15 protein-coding genes and 1 pseudogene are annotated in these 19,834 nt (G+C 59.9%); 5 read left to right on the forward strand and 11 right to left on the reverse strand.

What is annotated here, in order from left to right; genetic code table 11:
- Window positions 1-264: 264 nt before the first annotated feature.
- From HUI96_RS12410 to HUI96_RS12445, 8 genes are all read right to left on the reverse strand, one after another.
- Entirely contained in the window at window positions 265-741 is a 477-nt protein-coding gene (locus HUI96_RS12410; RefSeq protein ID WP_188254979.1) for a hypothetical protein, read from the reverse strand.
- Window positions 722-1,558: a hypothetical protein gene (locus tag HUI96_RS12415; protein WP_237684112.1), complete on the reverse strand. Its 837-nt coding sequence runs from the start codon at window positions 1,556-1,558 to the stop codon at window positions 722-724. The genes HUI96_RS12410 and HUI96_RS12415 overlap by 20 nt, the downstream gene beginning before the upstream one ends.
- Before the next feature lie 795 nt (window positions 1,559-2,353).
- Complete coding sequence (locus tag HUI96_RS12420) at window positions 2,354-3,538, reverse strand: aminotransferase class I/II-fold pyridoxal phosphate-dependent enzyme (protein WP_188254980.1); 1,185 nt, start codon at window positions 3,536-3,538, stop codon at window positions 2,354-2,356.
- Entirely contained in the window at window positions 3,535-4,509 is a 975-nt protein-coding gene (locus tag HUI96_RS12425) for an NAD-dependent epimerase/dehydratase family protein (protein WP_188254981.1), read from the reverse strand. The genes HUI96_RS12420 and HUI96_RS12425 overlap by 4 nt, the downstream gene beginning before the upstream one ends.
- Window positions 4,506-5,231, reverse strand: coding sequence for an acyltransferase (locus HUI96_RS12430; RefSeq protein WP_188254982.1), 726 nt, complete (start codon window positions 5,229-5,231; stop codon window positions 4,506-4,508). The genes HUI96_RS12425 and HUI96_RS12430 overlap by 4 nt, the downstream gene beginning before the upstream one ends.
- Entirely contained in the window at window positions 5,221-6,327 is a 1,107-nt protein-coding gene (locus HUI96_RS12435) for a DegT/DnrJ/EryC1/StrS family aminotransferase (RefSeq protein WP_188254983.1), read from the reverse strand. Before HUI96_RS12435 ends, HUI96_RS12430 begins: the two co-directional genes overlap by 11 nt.
- Window positions 6,324-7,361, reverse strand: a complete 1,038-nt coding sequence (locus HUI96_RS12440; protein ID WP_188254984.1) for a Gfo/Idh/MocA family protein — start codon at window positions 7,359-7,361, stop codon at window positions 6,324-6,326. Before HUI96_RS12440 ends, HUI96_RS12435 begins: the two co-directional genes overlap by 4 nt.
- The gene (locus HUI96_RS12445) at window positions 7,358-7,861 is read right to left on the reverse strand and encodes an acyltransferase (RefSeq protein WP_188254985.1); all 504 of its coding nucleotides are present in this window, start codon (window positions 7,859-7,861) and stop codon (window positions 7,358-7,360) included. Before HUI96_RS12445 ends, HUI96_RS12440 begins: the two co-directional genes overlap by 4 nt.
- Before the next feature lie 765 nt (window positions 7,862-8,626).
- Between HUI96_RS12445 and HUI96_RS12450 the strand changes: the two genes are divergently transcribed.
- Together HUI96_RS12450 and HUI96_RS12455 are read left to right on the forward strand one after the other, a co-directional pair.
- Window positions 8,627-9,913, forward strand: coding sequence for a glycosyltransferase family 4 protein (locus HUI96_RS12450; protein ID WP_188254986.1), 1,287 nt, complete (start codon window positions 8,627-8,629; stop codon window positions 9,911-9,913).
- Window positions 9,914-10,448: 535 nt separating this feature from the next.
- Entirely contained in the window at window positions 10,449-11,213 is a 765-nt protein-coding gene (locus tag HUI96_RS12455) for a glycosyltransferase (RefSeq protein ID WP_188254987.1), read from the forward strand.
- A 222-nt stretch (window positions 11,214-11,435) separates the two neighbouring features.
- On the opposite strand, the gene HUI96_RS12460 is transcribed toward HUI96_RS12455, so the two are convergent.
- Window positions 11,436-12,509 carry a glycosyltransferase family 2 protein gene (locus HUI96_RS12460; RefSeq protein ID WP_188254988.1) on the reverse strand — a complete coding sequence of 358 codons (1,074 nt, stop codon included), beginning with the start codon at window positions 12,507-12,509 and terminating at the stop codon, window positions 11,436-11,438.
- 842 nt (window positions 12,510-13,351) lie between these two features.
- On the opposite strand from HUI96_RS12460, the gene HUI96_RS12465 reads away from it, so the two are divergent.
- The 3 genes and pseudogenes from HUI96_RS12465 to HUI96_RS12475 form a co-directional block, all read left to right on the forward strand.
- A complete protein-coding gene (locus tag HUI96_RS12465) occupies window positions 13,352-14,647 on the forward strand; it encodes a glycosyltransferase family 1 protein (protein WP_188254989.1) in 1,296 nt (431 codons plus the stop codon).
- A gap of 713 nt (window positions 14,648-15,360) precedes the next feature.
- On the forward strand, window positions 15,361-16,614 hold the full coding sequence (locus HUI96_RS12470; protein WP_188254990.1) for an O-antigen ligase family protein: 1,254 nt from the start codon (window positions 15,361-15,363) through the stop codon (window positions 16,612-16,614).
- A 37-nt stretch (window positions 16,615-16,651) separates the two neighbouring features.
- Window positions 16,652-16,818, forward strand: a pseudogene (locus HUI96_RS12475) (IS630 family transposase); the annotation flags it as partial.
- A 67-nt stretch (window positions 16,819-16,885) separates the two neighbouring features.
- On the opposite strand, the gene HUI96_RS29080 reads toward HUI96_RS12475, so the two are convergent.
- Window positions 16,886-18,898, reverse strand: a complete 2,013-nt coding sequence (locus HUI96_RS29080; protein WP_210320153.1) for a nodulation protein NodZ — start codon at window positions 18,896-18,898, stop codon at window positions 16,886-16,888.
- Window positions 18,895-19,827, reverse strand: a complete 933-nt coding sequence (locus HUI96_RS12485; RefSeq protein WP_237684113.1) for a glycosyltransferase — start codon at window positions 19,825-19,827, stop codon at window positions 18,895-18,897. Before HUI96_RS12485 ends, HUI96_RS29080 begins: the two co-directional genes overlap by 4 nt.
- Window positions 19,828-19,834: the final 7 nt, after the last annotated feature.

A 19,834-nucleotide genomic window follows, 5' to 3' on the forward strand; every position in this document is an offset into this window, starting at 1 on the left:
ACCCGGCTTTTTTATGGCCTGCTCCGATGGCCATTTTTGACTTACGGATTGGCCATTACTGGGTCGGTTTGGAGGCCACGGCTACAGAAAAACAGCGGCTTACAAGGAGTTTGGCCAGTACTTGGCTGCGTTTCTCAACACAACACATACATCGGCCCGATCATAGATCGGCCCGATTATGAGGCCCGACCACGCAGTCCTATCCGGTGGCTCGCACCGGCCCCGCGCTTGTTTGCCACGCCTTTCACGACTGTGGTAACAGCATCAAGATGAAAGGCGCTCGGCGTCCTGCGAGCGCATGATATCGGGCGGACAGGCGGGGGAGACCGCAACGGCACGCAAGCGAAGCGCCGGTGCTTCAAAGCCCAGGTAGCGAATGAGACGGCGGTGGTAGTTCTCCATTCGCGTGCTGATCACTGGTTGCTCCGCGAGGAAGCGTCCGGCGAATACATATGCAAGGCGCTCGCCCGCTGTCTGCTCGGCGATGATAGCCCGTGCCCAGCCCTCGGGAGCGACATCGGCCACGCGTATACGGCAGGCGCCGAGCACGCCCACAATCCAGACGGGCGCGGTTTCCCGGTCAGGAGGCAGGACGGCAAAGCCGCGTTCCTCGAGGAAGGCGACGATATCGGATTCCGAATTTGGGTCGGCCAAGCCGCTCTGGGTGAGGCCGACTGATTTCCCGGCAAGGCTGAGGCCTAGAAGCGCCGCGAGGGCGAGACTAGCGGTCGTAGGGCGCATCATAGCCGATCCTGTGATAGCCAATGGCGAGGATCACGATCAGGGTCAGCCACCCCGCGATTGTAGCGCCGACGGGGCCATGTATCAGGCCATAATGAGAGGGATAGAGGCCAATCAGACTGATGCGTGTAACGTTGATCGCGACGACCGCCGCCGCGCTCGTCAGCGCCCAGGCCAAGGATGCCGGGGTCCAGCGACCACAACGCATATTGATGAAGACGGTGGCGCTCAGGAGCGCGAGAGACAGGTTGGCGAGCGAAGAGCAGCCCGGCGCGATGAACAAGGAGCCGGAGCCGTCGACGAGCGGCACGACATTGCCCACCGCCTCCGTACCGACGATCCAGCCGACTAGCCGGGCATCGGAGTGCAGAATAATGTCGCTGAAGGCGGCGAACAGAAGGCGCGCCCAGAAGAGCGGTATGGTGAGCGCGAAGAGGATTGCCGCCGCGCGGCGCGCCGCCTTATCGGATGCCGTGACATGGAGGTGGAGTGCGATCAGGCATAGGCCAAGCCAACTTGCGGCCGGCACCGGTAAAAGGAAGGCAAGCCCGGCCAGAGAAGCCATAGCGAGATCACTGCGTCGCATCTCCTCGGCACGTGTGCGGAAAAGAGCAAGGAGTGCAGCCGCACAAGCCCCCCACAGGATGACGCTGACGTCAAAAGTGTCGGATGCGGCGGTCGCCAGCCCCTTATCGGCAACTGCCCGATAGACGTGCTCGCTGATGCCGTTGGCGAAGCCGATCGCGACCAGTGCGGCGAAGAATGCCGGCCGTACTAGCGTCTGCGCGGGTAGCGAAATCGACGCTAGCCGCGCCAAGCGCGGGCGCGCCGACACTTCTCGCCGCAAGGTTGCTGCTTGCCAGGCCATTCATATCAGACCGGAGTTCGCCTTTGAGGCGGTACTCAACCTTGGCTATTGGCGCCGCTTGGCCCGGTTACGCCTGGCAAGCCAGATGTAACCGCCGATGACGGCGAGAACAGGAAGGCCGACCCCCGCGACAGGACCGGGTGCGGCTAGGCCCGGCTTGCCGCCCGGACCATAGCCAAGGCCAGGCGTCGGACCTCGATCCGGAGGTTGCTCGGCAAGGGCCGGGGCCGCTGCCATCAGGCAAAGGGCAGCGGTAATGAAGGCTGTTCGAAAGCCCAACACGTTCACCTCCTGGGTTCGCCCCCAATGGTAGGCAAGGTATGTCTCTTCTTCGGTTTAGGAGAGACATCCCTTTGGGGGAGGAGATCACGGCCTGAAAGTGGAAGGCCGGTCCTTGTCTCCCACGCTCTCCTTCGCTGCCATGTCCGAATCTATGATCCCGTCCCGCGAAAGACCACGACGGTGGTCATCAGTAGGATTCCGAGGTCCGTTTTAAGGGACATGATGCCGCGGCAATACGCATCGTATTTGACATTCTTTACAAGGTAACACTGATTCCGTTCACTAATCTTCCTTAAGTTCAGTCACTCCTGGGCAGATGATCGAAATACGCTTTGCCGGATACCGCGGCGATACCGCATGCGTTCGGCATTCATTTCGGCAATGCTCGATGGGCTGTACTAAGACCGCGAAGCTCGCTGGTTACATCTTCGGGGGAAAGCGGCGGAATCAGGCCGAAGGCGATCAGGTCGCCCGCGGCCCGCCCACCGCCAACACGTCCGCCAAGGCGTCGACGACGAAGTGGACGTCGCCCTCGCCCATCTGGACGTAAAGCGGAAGCATGATCGAGTTATCCTGCGCGGCACCGCTGTTCGGAAGATCGCCCGTGGCCCTGCAGTCTCCCGGGCCGGAGTAGGCCAATTCCCGGTGTATGTTCATCACCCCGCGACGAGTTGCGATGCCTCGATCAAGCAGCGCCTGCATGACGGCGATCTGGGAGACGGCGCGCGGCAGTCCGATGCAGTAGCTCTGCCAGTTGCTGCGCGCCCATGACGGCTCATTCGGCGGAGAAACACCCGGCACGGAGGCAAGCCTCTCGGCATAGACATTCGCGAGGATGCGGCGCCTCGACACGAGTTCGGGAAGGCGGCGAAGCTGCTCGCGGCCAATTGCTGCCTGCAGATCCGTCATGCGATAGTTGAAGCCCAGTTCGGGATAGCTTTCGAACAGCACCTGCCGAGCGCTATGCCGCACGGTATCAGAAACATCCATGCCGTGCTGGCGCCAGAGCCTGAACTTGCGGTCGTAAGCGGCGCTGGCTGTCGTGATCATACCGCCGTCGCCCGTCGTGACGACCTTGCGCGGATGGAACGAGAAACATGCAATGTCGCCGTGGGGCTTTCCGATCGGCTCCCACTTGCCATCCCAGAAGACTTCGCTTCCCGTCGCGCACGCAGCGTCCTCTATGATCGGGATCCGGTGGCGCCTTCCGATATCGGCAATCTGCTCCAAGTTGCACGGCATGCCGAGTTGATGCACGCAGAGGATAGCTTTTGTCCGCGGCGTGATAGCGGCCTCGACCTGCTCCGGGTCTATGTTGAAGCCGCCCGCTTCGATGTCAACGAAGACCGGTGTTGCGCCGCAGTAGCGGACGGCGTTCGCCGTAGCAATGAAGGAGTGGCTGACTGTGATCACCTCGTCGCCGGCACCGACTTCGACGGCACGCAGCGCCAGGTGAAGGGCGGTGGTGCAGTTGGAAACGGCGCAGGCGAACGGCGCACCCACCGTTGCCGCGAACTCGCGCTCGAAGGCGGCGACCTCGGGTCCCTGGGTCACCCACCCGGACAGCACCACACGCCGGACGGCTTCGATCTCTCGCTCTTCGAGGAGCGGCTTCGCCACCGGGATGAGAGTTGGGTTCGCGTTCACTCTGCGGCCGCCAGGGAGGTCTGGCGCTCGCGGCGCCACCAATCAACGAGATCGCGAAGCCCCTCCTCAAGGCCGATTGCCGCCTTGAACCCAAGCGTTTCGCGGGCTTTGGAGACGTCGGCGAGTCGCCGTGTCACGGCATTCACGCTTCTCGCAGGCGCATGGTCCGCAGTCACTGAAGAGCCCATTACGCTGGCCAGTGTGGCAGCAAGCTCAATCAGGCTGGTTTCGGCACCGCTGGCCACATTGAACACCTCGTCGGTAACGTCCGATTTCGCTGCCAAGATGTTGGCGCGGGCGACGTCCCGCACGTGGACGAAGTCCATTGTCTGCAGGCCGTCGCCATGAATGATCGGCGCCTCCCCGGCGGCGATGCGCTCCATCCAGCGGATCAGCACCTCGGTATACGCGCCGTAAACATCCATGCGGGGGCCGTACACATTGAAGTAGCGCAAGCCCACATAGCGCAACCCATACATCTCGGCGAAAGAGCGAAGCAGTCCTTCATTGAACGCCTTGGCGGCGCCGTAGATCGTCCGGTTGTTGTAGGGATGATGCGTCTCAGTTGTCGGGAAGTGGTCCGCCAAGCCAAGTACCGACGCCGAGGATGCCGCGACGATCTTGGAGACGCCAGCGTTGACGGCCGTTTCTAACAGGTCGAACGTGCCGCGCGCCAAAACGTCGAACGCAAGGCGCGGATCCTCCGCGCATTGCGTGATGCGGATCGCGGCTTGATGGAAAACAATATCGACGCGCGGCAGCAGTTCATCCAGTAAGGCGCGATCGCGGATGTCGCCGGTCACGATGGTGAGCGGGCAAAGCTCGCATGCGCGCCGAAGGTTTTCGCGCCGACCGCGGCTAAAATTGTCAAGGATGATGATCTCGCGCGGACCTTCCATGGCCGCGAGATCCGCGATGTGCGAACCGACCAAGCCCGCTCCGCCTGTTATCAGTATCCGCTGGTCCTTCATCGGCTGGTTACCTCCAGTTCTTGGCTCCGCCGCAGAGAATCTGAATCCGTTCTCCAATGGAGAAATCTTGCCGGCACACCCGCAACCACAGCGAAGGGCGGCACGTCGGCGACGACAACCGCGCCCGCGCCGACGATCGCACCCTTGCCCACGGTGACGCCAGGCAGAATGGACGCATTGACGCCTATGTCGGCCCAGTCTTCGATCCTGATCGGCCGAATCCTGAGGTCGGTCCGGATCACCGGGACCGAGGCAGGTACTCCCACATGCGCGGAACCGAGAGCCTTCGCGCCAGGCCCCCACCCGACAAAATTGCCGATATAGAGATCCCGCGCATCAAGAAACGCCTGCGGGCCGATCCAAGTGTTGTCACCGATCGTGCATGATCCATCGAACCGTCCCTGGATCGTTGCCTGTGCGCCGATGTGCACGTCCGCCCCGATCTCGAACGTTTCCAGATCCCTGAAGACGACCCCGCCGCCCACGCTCAGTCCGTCCCCGCAGCGCCGCGCAAGAGCACGCCAGATCACGCGGCGCATCATGCTGTCGACCATTCCCTCGCCCAAGGCGAAGCGGGCGTAAAGTTCGATCAGTCCGGGACGTCCGTAGGCATCTCGCAGCGCGCCGACCAGGCCTAGCTCGAAAGTTGGATCGGCCCTGAGCTCGCGGCGGCCGTGCACAGCCGGGACAATTCTCTCTGCGCTTGCGGTATCAGGCGGCATATGCGCATTCCTCGACCGCCTCGACGACCTGGCGCACCTGATCCGTCGTCATTTCCGGGAATATCGGCAGCGACAGCGCTTCCCGGGCAACCGCCTCGGCGACCGGGAAGTCGCCCGCGCGGTAGCCGAGATCGGCGTGTGCCTCCTGGAGATGCACCGGTATCGGATAGTGCAGGCCACATTCGATCCCAACGGACCGGAGGCCTTCTCGCAGGCGGTCGCGGCCGGAGGCGCGCAGGGCATAGATGTGATAGACGTGCCGCCGCCCGTGCGCCTGGACTGGAGCGGTGGTGCCGCCCGAGCCGGCCAACAGCTTGTCGTACAATGCGGCGTGACTTCGCCGCGCCCTCGTCCAGCGCTCTAGATGCCCGAGCTTGACCCGAAGGACGGCGCCCTGAATGCCGTCCATGCGGTAATTAAAGCCTTTGAGCACGTGATGGTAGCGCTGGCTCTGGCCCCAATCGCGCAGCATGCGGATCGCCTCGGCATGGCTGTCGCTGCTCGTCACGACGATGCCGCCCTCGCCGCATGCACCGAGATTCTTGCCGGGGTAGAAGCTGAAGCATCCCGCCACGCCGATACTGCCCGATCGGCGCCCGTGATACTCCGCTCCGTGTGCCTGGCACGCATCCTCGATCACCGCCAGACCGTGCCTGGCGGCGATATCCATGATGGGATCCATGTCCGCCATCTGGCCGTAGAGATGGACCGGAACGATGGCCTTGGTCCGGGGCGTGATCGCCGCCTCGACCATTGCGGGGTCCATCGTGCATGTAGCGGGCTCGATGTCGACGAAGACCGGGCGCGCGCCGGTGTAACAGATCGCGGAGACCGTCGCCACGAATGTCATTGGAACGGTGATGACCTCGTCTCCCGGGCCTATGCCTGCGGCGAGCAAAGACAGGTGCAGGGCACTTGTGCCGGTATTCACAGCGACCGCGTGCTTGGAGTCGCAGTAGGCGGCGAATTCGCGCTCGAACGCCTCCACCTCTTCCCCGAGGATGTAGCGCGTGGAGGCCAGGACGCGCAGGACCGCGTCATCTATCTCATCCTTGATACTGGCGTATTGCGCCTTCAGGTCGAGGAACGGGATCATGCTACCTGCCGCCTTGCGTTCCCAAGCTCGACGACTCGTCCACGCTGCGCCAGGGATTGCGTCGCCGCCTCGAGGATGTGGACGACGCGAAGGCCGGCCTCTCCGTCTGCTGTCGGCGCTGCTCCCTTTTCGATGCAGTCCGCGAACTCCTGCAGTTCGACCCTAAGCGCTTCGCTGGCCTCCAGTTGGGGTGCCCACATGTCGCCAGTCCGGTAGCCGACCAGCGCTTGGTAGATGTTGTCCGAACTGCCCTGTCGCTGGCCGAGTGTAATTCCCTTATCGTATACTTTGATTTTCTCGCTCGGCTCGAGATCGTCGTAGACGATCATCTTGCTGCTGCCACCGATCAGCGTTCGCCGCACCTTGACCGGAGCGAGCCAGTTCACGTGGATATGCGCGATCAGATTGCCAGCAAAGAAGAGGCTAAGGTAGGCGATGTTCTCCGGCTCGCCGGGAACGTGGCTCATACCAGTGGCCGAAACAGCGACGGGCTTCTCGGGCAGCACGAAATCCATGATCGAGAGATCGTGCACGGCCAGGTCCCAGATCACGCTGACATCGTGCTGGAACAGTCCGAGGTTCACCCGCACCGAGTCGTAGTAATAGACCTCGCCGAGGCTGCTCTCCACGATTTCGCGCATCTTGCGGACTGCGCCCGTGTGGATGAATGTGTGGTCGACGGCCAGGACGAGATTGCGTCGCGCAGCCTCGTCGACCAGGCGCTGTGCCTCATCGGATGTGGACGCAATCGGCTTCTCGATGAAGACGTGCTTGCCCGCCATCAGCGCGCTCATCGCAAGGCGATAGTGGCTGGAAACCGGGGTCGCAATAGCGACGGCAGATATGTCCGGGTCGGCCAGAACCTCATCGAAGCGGTCGGTGGCGGCAATGCCGGGATATCTACTTCGGACAGAAGCCAACCGCTCCGTCTTCAGGTCGCACACGGTGCGCAGTTGCGTGTTGGGAATTTCCGCCAGATTGCGGACCAGGTTGGGACCCCAGTACCCATATCCAATGACAGCGACGCCGATCATCCGATGCTCCCCGTCCGGCGCAGTTGGGGCCTGTCGGCAGCCTCCCCGATCACGATTGCCGGCACCCCAGCAACGATCGCATAATCCGGCACGTCATGGCTGACGACGGCGCCGGCGCCGACGATCGCACCCTCGCCGATCGTCAGGCCCGCCAGGACCGTGGCGTTGCTGCCGATCGACGCGCCGCGCTTCACTGTGGTCGTGACGACGCTCCAGTCCCGGTCCGTTTGCAGTCTGCCATCAGGATTTACGGCGCGGGGGTAGAGATCGTTGGTGAACATCACACCATGGCCAACGAAGACCCCGTCCTCCAGCGTCACGCCTTCGCAAATGAACGAATGGGTGGACACCTTGCAGTTACGGCCGATCACGGCGTTGCGCTGGATCTCGACAAAGGCGCCGATGCGCGAGCCGGCACCGATCCGGCAGCCATAGAGGTTGACGAGATCAGGATGGTGGATGACCACTCCTTCCTCCAGTTCCACGTCGGCGACGATCATAGTGAAGTCCCTCTCCCTTTACCTTCAGCCGCAATACGCCGGGCGACGCTTGGCCGAAGTAGATCGCGGGAAGCCAAAAGATGCCATTCAAGCTGCTCAGGTAAATCGCGGAAAACGCAGTATAGCGATCAGCCGAAAGGATTATCCGTAATCGTTCGGGCGCCTCTAGCGCCGTGGTCTTGTCGAAGGAGTGGTCGCGTCGGCAGTACCGACAACTGAGCTGGACCTCCGTGGCCAATACAGTCTCCGCTTGGCCGCGCGGCAAATGCGCGGTGCAATTACCAGGGCGTGACCTGCCCGTCGCCGACCGGCCGAAGAAATAGCGCGGGCCGAGCCCGCCAAGAAATGCAAGCAGGTTTGATCGCGTAGCACCTGGAAGATTTTGAGCTGCACCCCCGCCAAAGCCGAACTCAATCTTGGGCGGCGGAAGTCAGGCTTGGGCGTTTTTGAGAAGGCCAACCTCGAGGGAAACCTCGAAAGGGGGGCTAGATAGGATCTCAGCTATACCGAAACGTACCAACAGCTCGCCATCTGCTAAGGGAGCATCCGCTCGGTCATCGGCATACCTCGATGGTATAGGCCTGCTACGGTACCCCACAGCGCTCCGACTAAAGGTAAAGTTCGATACCCCGATAGCCAACTGGCAAGCCGTGCGAGAGCGGGCTCAGACTGCCCGTGGATGGCAGAATGACCTGTCCAGTCCGCGTGAGCCCGTGACGGCGCTCAAGCCGGCCGCAGGAAGCTCCGGCTACGGGGGAGAGTGCCATGACGGAAGGTCGCCATGTCCTTATCCTGGTCGAGAACCTGCCGGTGCCGTTCGACCGCCGTGTCTGGCAGGAAGCGCGGACGTTGTTGGACGCTGGCTACGCAGTCTCAGTGATCTGCCCGGCGGCGAAAGGGCATCTCAAGGCATACGAGTTCCTCGATGGCGTACATATCTACAGGCATCCGCTTCGCGAGGCACGCTCGGCCCGCGGCTATCTGAGGGAATATGCGACCGCCTTGTTCCACCAACTGCGCCTGTCGTTCCGCGTCCGACGGCGCCAACGGATCGACGTCATACAGGCCTGCAATCCGCCAGATCTGATGTTCTTGATCGCACTGGTTCATAAGTTGTTGTTCGGGACCCGCTTCGTCTTCGACCATCATGACCTCTGTCCCGAGCTATACGTCGCCAAATTCGATCGCAAGGACATCGGCTACAGGGCGATGCGCATGTTCGAACGGCTGACATTCCGATCTGCCGACGCAAGCATCGCCACCAACGAGATCTTTCGCGAACTTGCAATCTCGCGTGGCGGGATGTCACCGAACCGTGTGTTCATGGTGAAGAGCTATCCGGAGGCCGAGAAATTCCGGCGAACCGAGGCGGAGCCGCGGCTGGTCGCTCTCGGAAAGCATCTGATCGGCTATGTCGGGATCATGGGGCCGCAGGACGGCGTTGACGCCTTGGTCCGCGCCATGGCCGAACTGCAGGCGTGCGGACGCGACGACATCCACTGCGTCATCATTGGAGAAGGCCCGGAACTTCCACGCCTCAGGGAACTCGCCGCCGCGCTCGGCCTGGACGGGTCGATTACCTTTACCGGTTATCTCCGGGGCGCGCCGTTGCTCAGCCATCTTTCGTCGCTGAGCGTCGGCGTCATCCCGGACGCCCCGAACGAATTCAACGACAAGCTGTCCATGAACAAGGTGTTCGAGTACATGATGCTCGGACTGCCCATCGTTCAGTTCAATCTTCTCCAGGCCTCGCGCGACGCCGGGGATGCCGCCCTAGTTGCGGCGGAGCATTCGCCCAAGGCGCTGGCGGAAGCAATAGCCTCGCTCGTTGATGATCCCGACCGCCGCCGCCGCATGGGGACATTCGGGTTCGAAACGGCGCAGCGCGAATTCCGCTGGTCGGTCGAACAGGCCAATTACCTGGCGGCGTACCGGGCAGTTCTCCGCCAGGAAACGACATCCGACGATCAGCCCGCCTATCGATCGGGCGCAAGCCCCGAAGCGCGCCTCCGGTTGCTCTCGTCTAGGCAAAGCGGAAAGGGTTCCGAGTGAGGTCGCACTCGGTCTTTCTTCGCCGGGGAGCTTCAATGAACCGAGCCGCGTAATACATGAAACATATTCAACAACTAGATGCCGGCCATTCTATAGCTCTTATGTTCGGGGTATTGTTTATTAAAATGGTATGGGTCAATGCTTGGAGAGCAGCCTAATGCCATCAGTCCTGGTTCTACTCCCAAGACTACTCGGATCTAGCGAGTGGCAGAGCGCCTTCTCACGCGGCGAGGTTCCAGATGTTACTCCCTATGGATACCATCATGCGCACTCAGGTGAATGGCGGGTCAGATTCTCTCGCCCAACGCCAACACGGGGGCTAATGTGGGTAATCGATAGGGGCCTCGCTAAACTGTGTGGATTTGATTTTATTCATGCATGGCGGAATCGAAGGGAGATTTTTGAGTCGGACATAGTTTGGACGCATACGGAACGTGAACATTTAGCTCTCAGCCTACTCCTGTTCATTTACCGTCGCCGCTCTCGTCCTCTTATAATAGCCCAGTCTGTCTGGCTAATGGACAGTTGGGATCGAATGCCTCGTCTGCGACGGTGGCTGCATGAGCAGCTTATACACTTCCCAGATGTGCTTACCTTTCTTTCGCCGGTAAACACCGAGCTGGCTCGCCGTGCTTTCCGCAAAGCCAGGGTCGAGTTCATGCCTTTTGGAATCTCCTTGGATTCCTTCAATACCCAACGGCCGAACGCCGAGCATTTTCACCGGCCAGTTCGCGTCCTTGCATTAGGAAATGATCGGCACAGGGATTGGCCAACGTTTGCCGCGGCATTCAAGTCAGCTGATCATTTCGATGTCCGGATCGGCTCGCGAACTTTTCCTAGACATTTGATGCATTCGAACTTCCAGATAGCGGAGTTGCAATTGTCCGAGGCCAGATCGTGGTTCGATTGGGCAGATGTCTTGGTTATCCCGCTTGCCTCCAACCTTCATGCGTCTGGCCTGACGACGCTTCTCGAAGGCGTCGCCCTTGGAATTCCGGTCGTTGCCTCGCGTGCGGGCGGCTTGGAGTGGTATTTCGACGACAACTGCGTCACTTTCGTTGAGCCGGGAAATCCCGATGCACTTCGTAAGGCCCTAATGGATATCACCCCGGAACTGGCAGCGCGCCGCATCGCTCATGCGTCTAAGCGTTTCCAGGAAATGGACTTCTCGACAAAGGGATATGCCCGCAGACATGTCGAATTAAGTCAGTCTCTCCTTCTGAACCGAACGCGCCGACTCGTCGGCGAGGACGACACGGCGATTAGCCTAGAGCATTCCGTGAACCGGGAATCATGTTGATTCCGCTGACGAACGCGATCTGATTCATTGCCTTGATAATTCGCCAGGAGGATGAAGAGATCGTCTCCCACTGAGTGGTGTAGCTGATGGCATCTGTCGCCGTGCTGTCCGGCCTGGGCCGGACTGATCACGGCTGGCAGGCTGATGATGGGATCATCAGCTCAATTGCCCGACGCTTTCCAGCGTCATGTAGCGGGTACGCTGGACGGCCCATTGCGGCACTTAGAACAAATCGCGTGGAAAGTAAGTGCCCGTGTATCTAAACCAACGATATTCAACCCTGTTGAATATCCCATCCTCCGCGAATTTGCGGAGCCGCGCCATGTGGTGAGAGACGGATTTTTGAAATGCGCTCTTTCTTTTGTGTTGGCGCTCGGCGATTTCAAAAGCGTGATAACCGAACGTGCCGACGATTTCTGGCCAGAGCGAAACGGCGAAATCGCGATACTTGCTTGCCGGCAGGTTGTCTTCCAGCGGGAAATCGCAGAGTTTGCGCGCGTGCCGGATCGCCGTTCGGGCGAGTACCCGCCTTGCAAGACTGCAGAGTTCTTCGCGCTCAGGCAAAGACGCGCCTTCCTTCTGAAACATCGATTGAATAGCTTGGTGCCGGCCCAGGAGATCGAACAGAAAGCCGACATGAACAGTTCGCTGCATGCTGAGCGGATGCACACGATAGTAGGCCTGGTCGGCACCACGAACGCGCCCGATATCGGAAAGGGCAGCAATGCGAAGCCACATTTCCATGTCACCCGAATGAGGAAGCTTCGGGTCGTATCCGCCGATCTGCCTTTGAATGTCTGCGCGAACTACGGCCTCCGGGCTGTCGAGGAAGTTCTTTCCCGATCTACAGACTTTGCGAATCCATTCCGTGCCAGCCCAAACCTGCGCGCCGGTGCATGACGTGCGGGCCTCCCGAAGTGTATCGGTGAACGAGATCGGGTTACCGTAAGTCATGCCCACACTCGGATGCGCTTCCATGAGCGAGGTCGCTCGTGAAAGCGCGCCAGGCGTCAACAGGTCATCCGCCGAAAGCATGACGAAATAGTCGCCACGGATCTGTGCGATCCCCTCGTTGTAGGTCGCGATGTGCCCGATATTCCTTTCGTGGCGAATAACCCGCACGCGGGAATCCCGGTCTATCAGTTCTCTGCATATTTCGGGCGTGTTGTCAGACGAGCCGTCGTCGATGATCAGAACATCAACATCAACATCCTTTTGGGTCAGGGCACTTTGAACGCTCTGTTCCAAGTAGCGTCCGTAATTGTAGCAGGGAACGAGAACCTGGACCTTCGCCATGCCGCATTTCCCTCAGAATTTCTATCGTCATCATGGATTCTTCGAGAATTCATCGGCCGAGACAAGATCTACAACCCTACCCCTTTATCAGTACGAATGCTGGCGCGATGACGTCCAAACAACTCCCTATATCCGGGCACGCGGATTGTTCGCGAAGTGCGATCCCGCTACTGACGTTGGAAGTCGCACCATACCGGCGAATCGTGAACCGATCGAATTCTCGCGGCTTGAGCGGCGGTCGGGCGCTTCCGCCAGGGCGCTAGGTCGATGCGCCTGAGGTCTACGGTCCGCGCAAGACCCTCTACAACCGCTTCCAGCGTTGGTCCGCCAAGGGCACCTGGAGTTGCACCTTTCACGTATTAGTATGCATTAGCCAATGCCGTAATGACGTAGGCCGAGATCCTCACCGACTCCTCGCCCGTGCGGGCGCATCGCTACGCCACTGGCGGCAACGAGGTGAGCGCAGCCAAGCCATCCGCCGCTCGAGCAGCGGCACCACCACCAAAGATTCACGCCCTGAGCGACGGTGGGTGGCGGACAGTGGCCTTCCTGCTCACGGGCGGCAATGTCGCCGGTTGCAAGGCCGAGGAAAGCCTGCTCGACCAATTGCGCGACACCGGGGTCATGCCGACAAGGCTATGACAGCAACGACATCAGTGCCATGTCAGCGAAATCAGCGCGTCGCCATCCAAATGGATAATCGAAAGAGTTACGATTCTCGCTGAATTGCCCACTGGCGGTTACAGTGCATCTAGGCAACCAGTCATTGAAAAGCATTTCCAATGAAGTGCCTGGCGGGTGCGAGTGGCCTGGCTGTTTGAAATAACCGGAGCTGTTCTGCGATGATGCGGCTGGGAACTCCCTTGTTGGTTCTCAATGCGGCGCGCGTGCAATTAGGCCGTCGTAGTCGTCAGATCCGTACGATTCTGACGACCGATGGATATCGCAGAATCGTGCATCGATTGCGGTCAAAGGCGTCGGATCGGCTGCGGCCTCGAAACGAGCCTTGGCTCGTTTCCCCAGAGGACGTGCTGGCCGCCGATGTCTCTCAACCGGTCCCTGTGGCCAGGCTGAAGGTCAAAAAGAACGAACCGATTGTCGTGAATTGGGTAATCGGCGCGGCCGCTCCCAGATCAGGGGGCCACACGACCGCCTATAGGATGGTCAATTATCTTCAAGGCAAAGGTTATCGAAATCGCGTCTACCTGCATGATCCTTTCGGAGGCGACCACAAATATTACGCAGCGATCGCTCGTGAACACTACGGATTACACTGTGAGATCGGCGACCTACGGAAGGGTATGTCGGATGCTCATGCTGTGGTGGCTACTGATTGGGCGTCAGCATATGCGGTCTTCAACGCGCGCTGCACCGGAAAGCGTTTCTATTTTGTTCAGGACTTTGAGCCCTATTTCTATCCTGTTGGTACCAACAGTCTTCTTGCCGAAAATACCTACCGCATGGGTTTCCATGGCATTACGGCAGGGCGCTGGTTGGCGGAGAAGTTGGCGCGTGAATTCGGCATGCGGTCGGATTTTTTTCCGTTCGGATGCGATACTGGCAGATACCGGCGGGATCCAAGCTCGAAGCGGGGCGGAGTGGCGTTCTACGCGCGTGCCGGTACGCCACGTCGGGCTGTCGAGCTTGGACTTTTGGCACTTGAACTGTTTGCAAGAAGACAGCCCGAGATAGAACTGCACTTATTCGGGGAGCGCATCGGCAATCTTCACTTCAACTTTATCAATCATGGTGTGGTAACGCCGGCCAAGCTCAACGACATCTACAATCGGTGCTTCGCCGGTTTGTGCCTGTCGCTAACCAATGTATCTCTCGTGCCTTACGAGATGCTGGCTTCCGGCTGCATCCCGATCGTTAACGACGCCGAGCACAATCGCATGGTGCTGAACAACGCCCATATCCGCTATGCGGCCGCGACGCCACACGCCCTGGCAGCAGCACTGGATGAGGTGGTGAACATGGCGGATTTCGTATCCGCGTCCACGCGGGCGGCCGAGAGCGTCGCGTCAACGTCCTGGGACGATGCCGGAGCCGCGGTTGACGCTGCAATTCGGCGAGCGTTGCATGAAGGTGAGGGAGCATCGGACGCATCGATCGTATCTAGTTCCGCCGCGGCGTGATGCTTGGGCTGTCGAAGCAGCGCTCCGATACCTGCGCGGTCATAAGGGGTCGGCTTCTCGCCATCGATCAGCAACGAAGCCACCGAAACCTACCAACAGTCGCCATTTGCCAAGTTCGACCAGCGCGGCGGATCTCTCGGCCGCTTTGCGCTGTGCGGCGAGGTTTTCGATTTGTAGCTTGAGCTGGCCCGCGCGGCCATCGAGTTGGGACTTCTGCCTGCCGGAGCACGGCTTTCGAAGAGCGCGCTCTCCCCGGCTACCCACCGATTTCACGTCGAAATCCGCGGCGCCCCATGAGTTGGTCCCCACGAGGCTCGCGCGGAGCGAAGTAGGGCGTGAGGCTCCTCAGTTCGGTTGATGCGCGTTGCGCAAGAAGAATTAATCGCGTGCTGTACTTCCATAGCCCATAAATGGAGGCGATTGTGGCCCGACAGCTATGTCCCGATCGGTCATTAATCGCGGAGCGACTGCGGGGTTAGGATGCCGAACAGCGCCAAAGGCCGTAACGGATGAGGGCCACTGCCTCAGCAGCAGGACAAGCTCGCTCGTCCCAACCCGCAAGAGGTGGACGGCGAAGACTGGACAGTCGAAACGCAGAGGTCAAATCGCAGAAGCGAAAACTGCCTTGGCCCGTCGCGGTTTTCCTGGTCAGTCTTCTTGTTCCCTGGATAATTCGTGTCGGACCTCTGAGCTTGTCAGCTTACCGAATCGTCTTGATCATCGAGTTGGTGCCGTGCCTTGTGATGTGGGCGGGTGGCAAGGCAGGGCCCATCAGAGCCGCGGATATCGGCGTTTTGCTGTTTTGTATTTGGGCAGCAATCAGTTTCGCGGTGGCTCACGGCATCGGCTTTGCTGTTAAGCCAAGCGGAATCCTTCTTATCGAAACCCTGGGCCCATATCTTCTTGCGCGCTGCTACATTCGCGATGCCAAAGCCTTTGTGAATGCAATCATGGCGACGGCAAAGCTTATTGCCCTTCTGTTTCCGTTTTTTTTCTACGAGTGGCTCACCGGGGACAAGCCTCTGTTGACGGCTTTTGGCGCCGTCCTTCCGACTGTAGAACCGACGGAGGCGCAGCGATCCGGATTCTGGCGAGTACAGGGCCCTTTCGAGCATTCCATCCACTTCGGCCTGTTCTGTGGCAGCGTCTTTGCGTTGACCCAAATGGCTTCGAGCAAGGATCGCAGTGCCAGATCACGCAGACTTCTGGGACCCGTGGTGGCCGCCGCCGCTTTTCTGTCCATGTCGTCGGCGCCGGTGGCCGGATTGGCAATGCAGGGTGCGCTGATGTCCTGGAACCGGCTCCTCAGGAATTACGCCGCCCGATGGAAGCTTCTGGGGGTTATTGTTCTCGCGGCGTATCTGATCGTCGAATTCGGGTCCAATCAGACGCCCGTGCAGTTCTACATCTCCCGATTTACGTTCGATCAGCAAACGGGTTGGATCCGACTCCTGATCTGGGAATTCGGATCCGCCTCAGTGATCAACCATCCCATCTTCGGTATCGGATTCCACGACTGGGTACGGCCAGCTTGGATGCCCGGCAGCATCGACAACTTCTGGCTCGTGATCGCAGTGAGGCATGGCCTTCCAGGTTTCGCGCTGATATTTGGATCTTGCCTTTGGATAGTGTTCGCGGTCGGCGCAAAGACGTTTACGGATGAGACGCTGAACGATTATCGCGTAGCGTATCTCATCTGCATGATGAGTTGCTTGCTCGTCGGAGCCACAGTGCACTTCTGGGCAGCTCCGTATTCATGGTTTCTGTTCCTGTTGGGCAGCGGGGTGTGGCTCTTGGAAGTCAAATCTGGCGACGACGTCGCAATGACGCGCCTGAATCGGTCACATCGAAGGGGCCGACCTAAGTCGTCTCCACGTTCAGCCGGCCATCGCGATGAGCGACGAGATCAAGAGAATGGAGCCAGGCCGGGTCGGTCCCGCACCGCCAAGCTTGGACATGAGTCTTAGCCCCTACATGGTTCCCAACGAGGCAACACTCAGGGGCGATACCGGTTCGATCGAGAACGCATTCGCCAACTCAAGGCGCTGCTGCGAGCAAGGGCCGAAAGAACCATTGCCGCCCCGTCGGACACAGTAGGCTTGGTCCTCGACCTCTTCACTTCCGCCGAATGCGCCAACCACTTCAAGGCTGCCGAATATGACCCAGATTAAGCAGGACGGGCTCTAGCGCCGTGACGCGCAGTCTCCGTCTTGATGCCCTGATAATAGAGACTTCAGGTCAAGCCCATGTCTGAAGCCATCGCTTCAATACAACTCGCGGATTACGGCGATCGACGTCTCGCTGCCGTGAATGCGGGATAGCCCCAATAGCGGCCGCTGCGACTGAGAAAGTGGAGTGCCGGGAGTGTACCAGCCAGTCGCACGAGGCCAGTGCCCACATATCGACAAGAGCGTTCTCCGCTTCGCGCAGCGGATCGGCGTGGACGACATGTTCGTGAAGAGAGTTGACATCGTCACCTAGCGTCTTCTCGATGACGATAACGTTGTCGAACCGCGTTCCGAAATCATCCTGGACCCGCTGGTTGTCCGTCGCCAAGAAGATTGGGGCGTATGGCATACGCTTGCGCAGCCGAGCCACCTCAGCCGCAATTCTGGCCAAAGGCACCTTTCGATCTGTGTGACGAATGTGAACCCCTATAATGGGCCGGCTTTTAGCCCGTAGCAGTTCATCGACACGTTCGCGCACCCGATCATTCGGTGTGAAATAACGAGATAGAGCGCGTCGGGTGATCTCGCCGGCAGAGAACTCGCGGTAGGCCGGCAGCGCCCTCACCTGCCGGCGGATTCGTGCCATCTTGGGAAGATACGACCAGAACACTGCAAGGTCCGTGTCCGCACTTGGATGCGCCAAGTCGATAGACAACTTTCTGTATATAAACGGATTGCTGTGGTCGTTAGGAAAGAAACGTTCAATCAGGTCCGTTGGGTGCTCTGATAGATGTCCCGCCCAAATCGCTGGGGTCACGTCGGAGCGGTTGTCAAATTTCGCCACATCGACACCGACGGGATCCTCGAACAGCAGCGGATATGCATTAACTCCACGATCCAGGTATTCTCCGTCACGCCAGTCGATCACCGCAACGCGGCCGGTTACCTCTGCGAGAAGTGTCCCGGTGATAGCGGACAGGATACGGTTTCCGAACCCCCCCTTTGCTTTCACGAGCATGTAACGAGCTTGCGTCGTCAACTTGATCGCTCTTGTCGTATGTTCGAATTCCGACTCCAGCAACGGTTCAGTGTTGATATCCGGCCAACCGTGCCACCATTCGGAGCGCCGCCTCCACACATTACTCCACATCTCGGCGGCATCACGTCGTCGCAGCAGGCGCGTTCCCCAGAACCGGCTAAGCGGCCAAAGGCGGAACAGCAGTAATCCGATCGGCCGTTGCCAGATTGGGAAGTGCCGACGGATGAGCAACAGCTTGGCCCGTAACAGCCGCACCATCTTGTCGGAACGCACCATTTCGGATGCCCCGGCATAGTGAACGATCTGAGCTTGGGGAGTTATTCTTGGGCGTGCGCCACGCGACCGGGCGCGCAGGCAAAGGTCGGCCTCTTCCCCGTACATGACAAAGCTCGGATCGAAACCTCCCAGTTCCTCCCAAAACTTTCGCCGGATGAGCAGGAGACACCCCGTCACGATATCGACTTCGCGTTCACTGTCACGCAGCCAGCCCCCGTATCCCTCAGGATTGAAGATCTTGCTTCGGCGAAACAGGCTTGACAGCCCCAACGCCTGGCTCGTGACGCTCCAGACCGTCATACGTCCCCAGCAATTGCTAGGGTTGAGGCTGCGGTCGCCGAACATCGTGCGTCCGCCCCAGATCCTTGCCTGCGGCACACGCTGCGCGAAATCCACAAGTCGGTCGATTGCGCCTTCCAGCACCACGGTGTCGGGGTTGAGCAGCAGAAGATACTCCCCTCTTGCATGGTACGCGGCGATGTTGTTGGCCTTGGCGAAGCCATGATTCTGGCTTTCCGCCAGCAGCCGGATGCCAGGAAACTCCGCAGCAATGGCAGCCGCCGATCCGTCCGACGAAGCATTGTCAATTACGATCAGTTCGAACCGCGTCCTGGTCTCGCCAAAGACCGAGTGCAGGCACTCGAGCGTCATCTCGCGAGTATTGTAGCTTACGACGACAATCGACACGACAGGATCGCATTGGCTGGCCAAGGCAGACGCTTCCGTCCCGAACGTTTCCGTTCCTGCCTCTGTGGTTGCCGCAGTCATCTGGCGCGAGAATCCTCCCTGATCGTCCCGATGTCGCGGTTCCACGCCTTCGAGAGTGCGCGGCCATCACTTTGCAGCAGAACTGCGATCATGCGGCCGCCGCGATAGAACCTGATGCGGGTGAGACAAAGGAAAGCGAGCAGGCGCTCATATGGCCCGGAGACCCGCGGCGAGACGAGCAGCGTCCGGAACTCGAAAACGGGGGAACCCGCGACGGCGACTGCCCGTGCAAGCCAACGCAGTGTCGCAAGGGGCCGGGATCGCATGCGTTCGAAATCGTGTGCGATATGCCTGTCCCATTTCTTGGTCAGTTCTGCGAAGGTCTTCCGGGCAGGATGAAACACGATCATCTCCGGCACGTATTGTATTGCATAACCTGCCGCGCCGGCGCGCAATCCCCAGTCCCTGTCCTCGGCAACCTCTATCCCGGCAAAGGGTCCGACATTTGCGACGACCGAAGGCAGCGTTGCGAGATTGCCCGTCCCCGAGAATCCTTCGGCGATATGCTCGTTGTTGCGATAGGAATAGATGCTCTCATAAGGCTCGAGAAATGTAGGGCGCGCGGCATTCTCGTAACCGACCCTCACATCCCCACCTATGATCTGCGTTCGTCGGTTCGCGAAGGCTGCCTCGATCGCGGCAATCCATCCGGGATCGGCCCTGCAATCGGCGTCGATGAATGCCAGGATATCGCCCCGTGCTTCTCCTATTCCCCGGTTTCTTGCGGGCCCCGGGCCGGGTGTGCGCTCAGAGACCAGCCGGACGCCGGGCCAGGCAGAGCAGACCGGCTCAGGCAACCGCGTCGATCCGTTATCTACGACGATGATCTCGATATCGGCGGTGACACTCTCCTGGGCGTGCAAAGCTTTCAGCCCGATCTTGAGGTGATCTTCCTGGTTGAGGTGAGGAATGATGACTGAAATCAACATTGCCGTG

Source organism: Pseudaminobacter soli (ex Zhang et al. 2022) (genome assembly GCF_014595955.1).
GTDB classification, from domain to species: Bacteria; Pseudomonadota; Alphaproteobacteria; order Rhizobiales; family Rhizobiaceae; genus Kumtagia; species Kumtagia pseudosoli.

Coding starts and splice junctions, on each gene's coding strand:
- HUI96_RS12410 (WP_188254979.1), bottom strand. CDS start 741: ATGCGCCCTACGACCGCTAGTCTCGCCCTCGCGGCGCTTCTAGGCCTC.
- HUI96_RS12425 (WP_188254981.1), bottom strand. CDS start 4,509: ATGAAGGACCAGCGGATACTGATAACAGGCGGAGCGGGCTTGGTCGGT.
- HUI96_RS12430 (WP_188254982.1), bottom strand. CDS start 5,231: ATGCCGCCTGATACCGCAAGCGCAGAGAGAATTGTCCCGGCTGTGCAC.
- HUI96_RS12435 (WP_188254983.1), bottom strand. CDS start 6,327: ATGATCCCGTTCCTCGACCTGAAGGCGCAATACGCCAGTATCAAGGAT.
- HUI96_RS12440 (WP_188254984.1), bottom strand. CDS start 7,361: ATGATCGGCGTCGCTGTCATTGGATATGGGTACTGGGGTCCCAACCTG.
- HUI96_RS12445 (WP_188254985.1), bottom strand. CDS start 7,861: ATGATCGTCGCCGACGTGGAACTGGAGGAAGGAGTGGTCATCCACCAT.
- HUI96_RS12450 (WP_188254986.1), top strand. CDS start 8,627: ATGACGGAAGGTCGCCATGTCCTTATCCTGGTCGAGAACCTGCCGGTG.
- HUI96_RS12455 (WP_188254987.1), top strand. CDS start 10,449: ATGCCTCGTCTGCGACGGTGGCTGCATGAGCAGCTTATACACTTCCCA.
- HUI96_RS12460 (WP_188254988.1), bottom strand. CDS start 12,509: ATGGCGAAGGTCCAGGTTCTCGTTCCCTGCTACAATTACGGACGCTAC.
- HUI96_RS12465 (WP_188254989.1), top strand. CDS start 13,352: ATGATGCGGCTGGGAACTCCCTTGTTGGTTCTCAATGCGGCGCGCGTG.
- HUI96_RS29080 (WP_210320153.1), bottom strand. CDS start 18,898: ATGACTGCGGCAACCACAGAGGCAGGAACGGAAACGTTCGGGACGGAA.
- HUI96_RS12485 (WP_237684113.1), bottom strand. CDS start 19,827: ATGTTGATTTCAGTCATCATTCCTCACCTCAACCAGGAAGATCACCTC.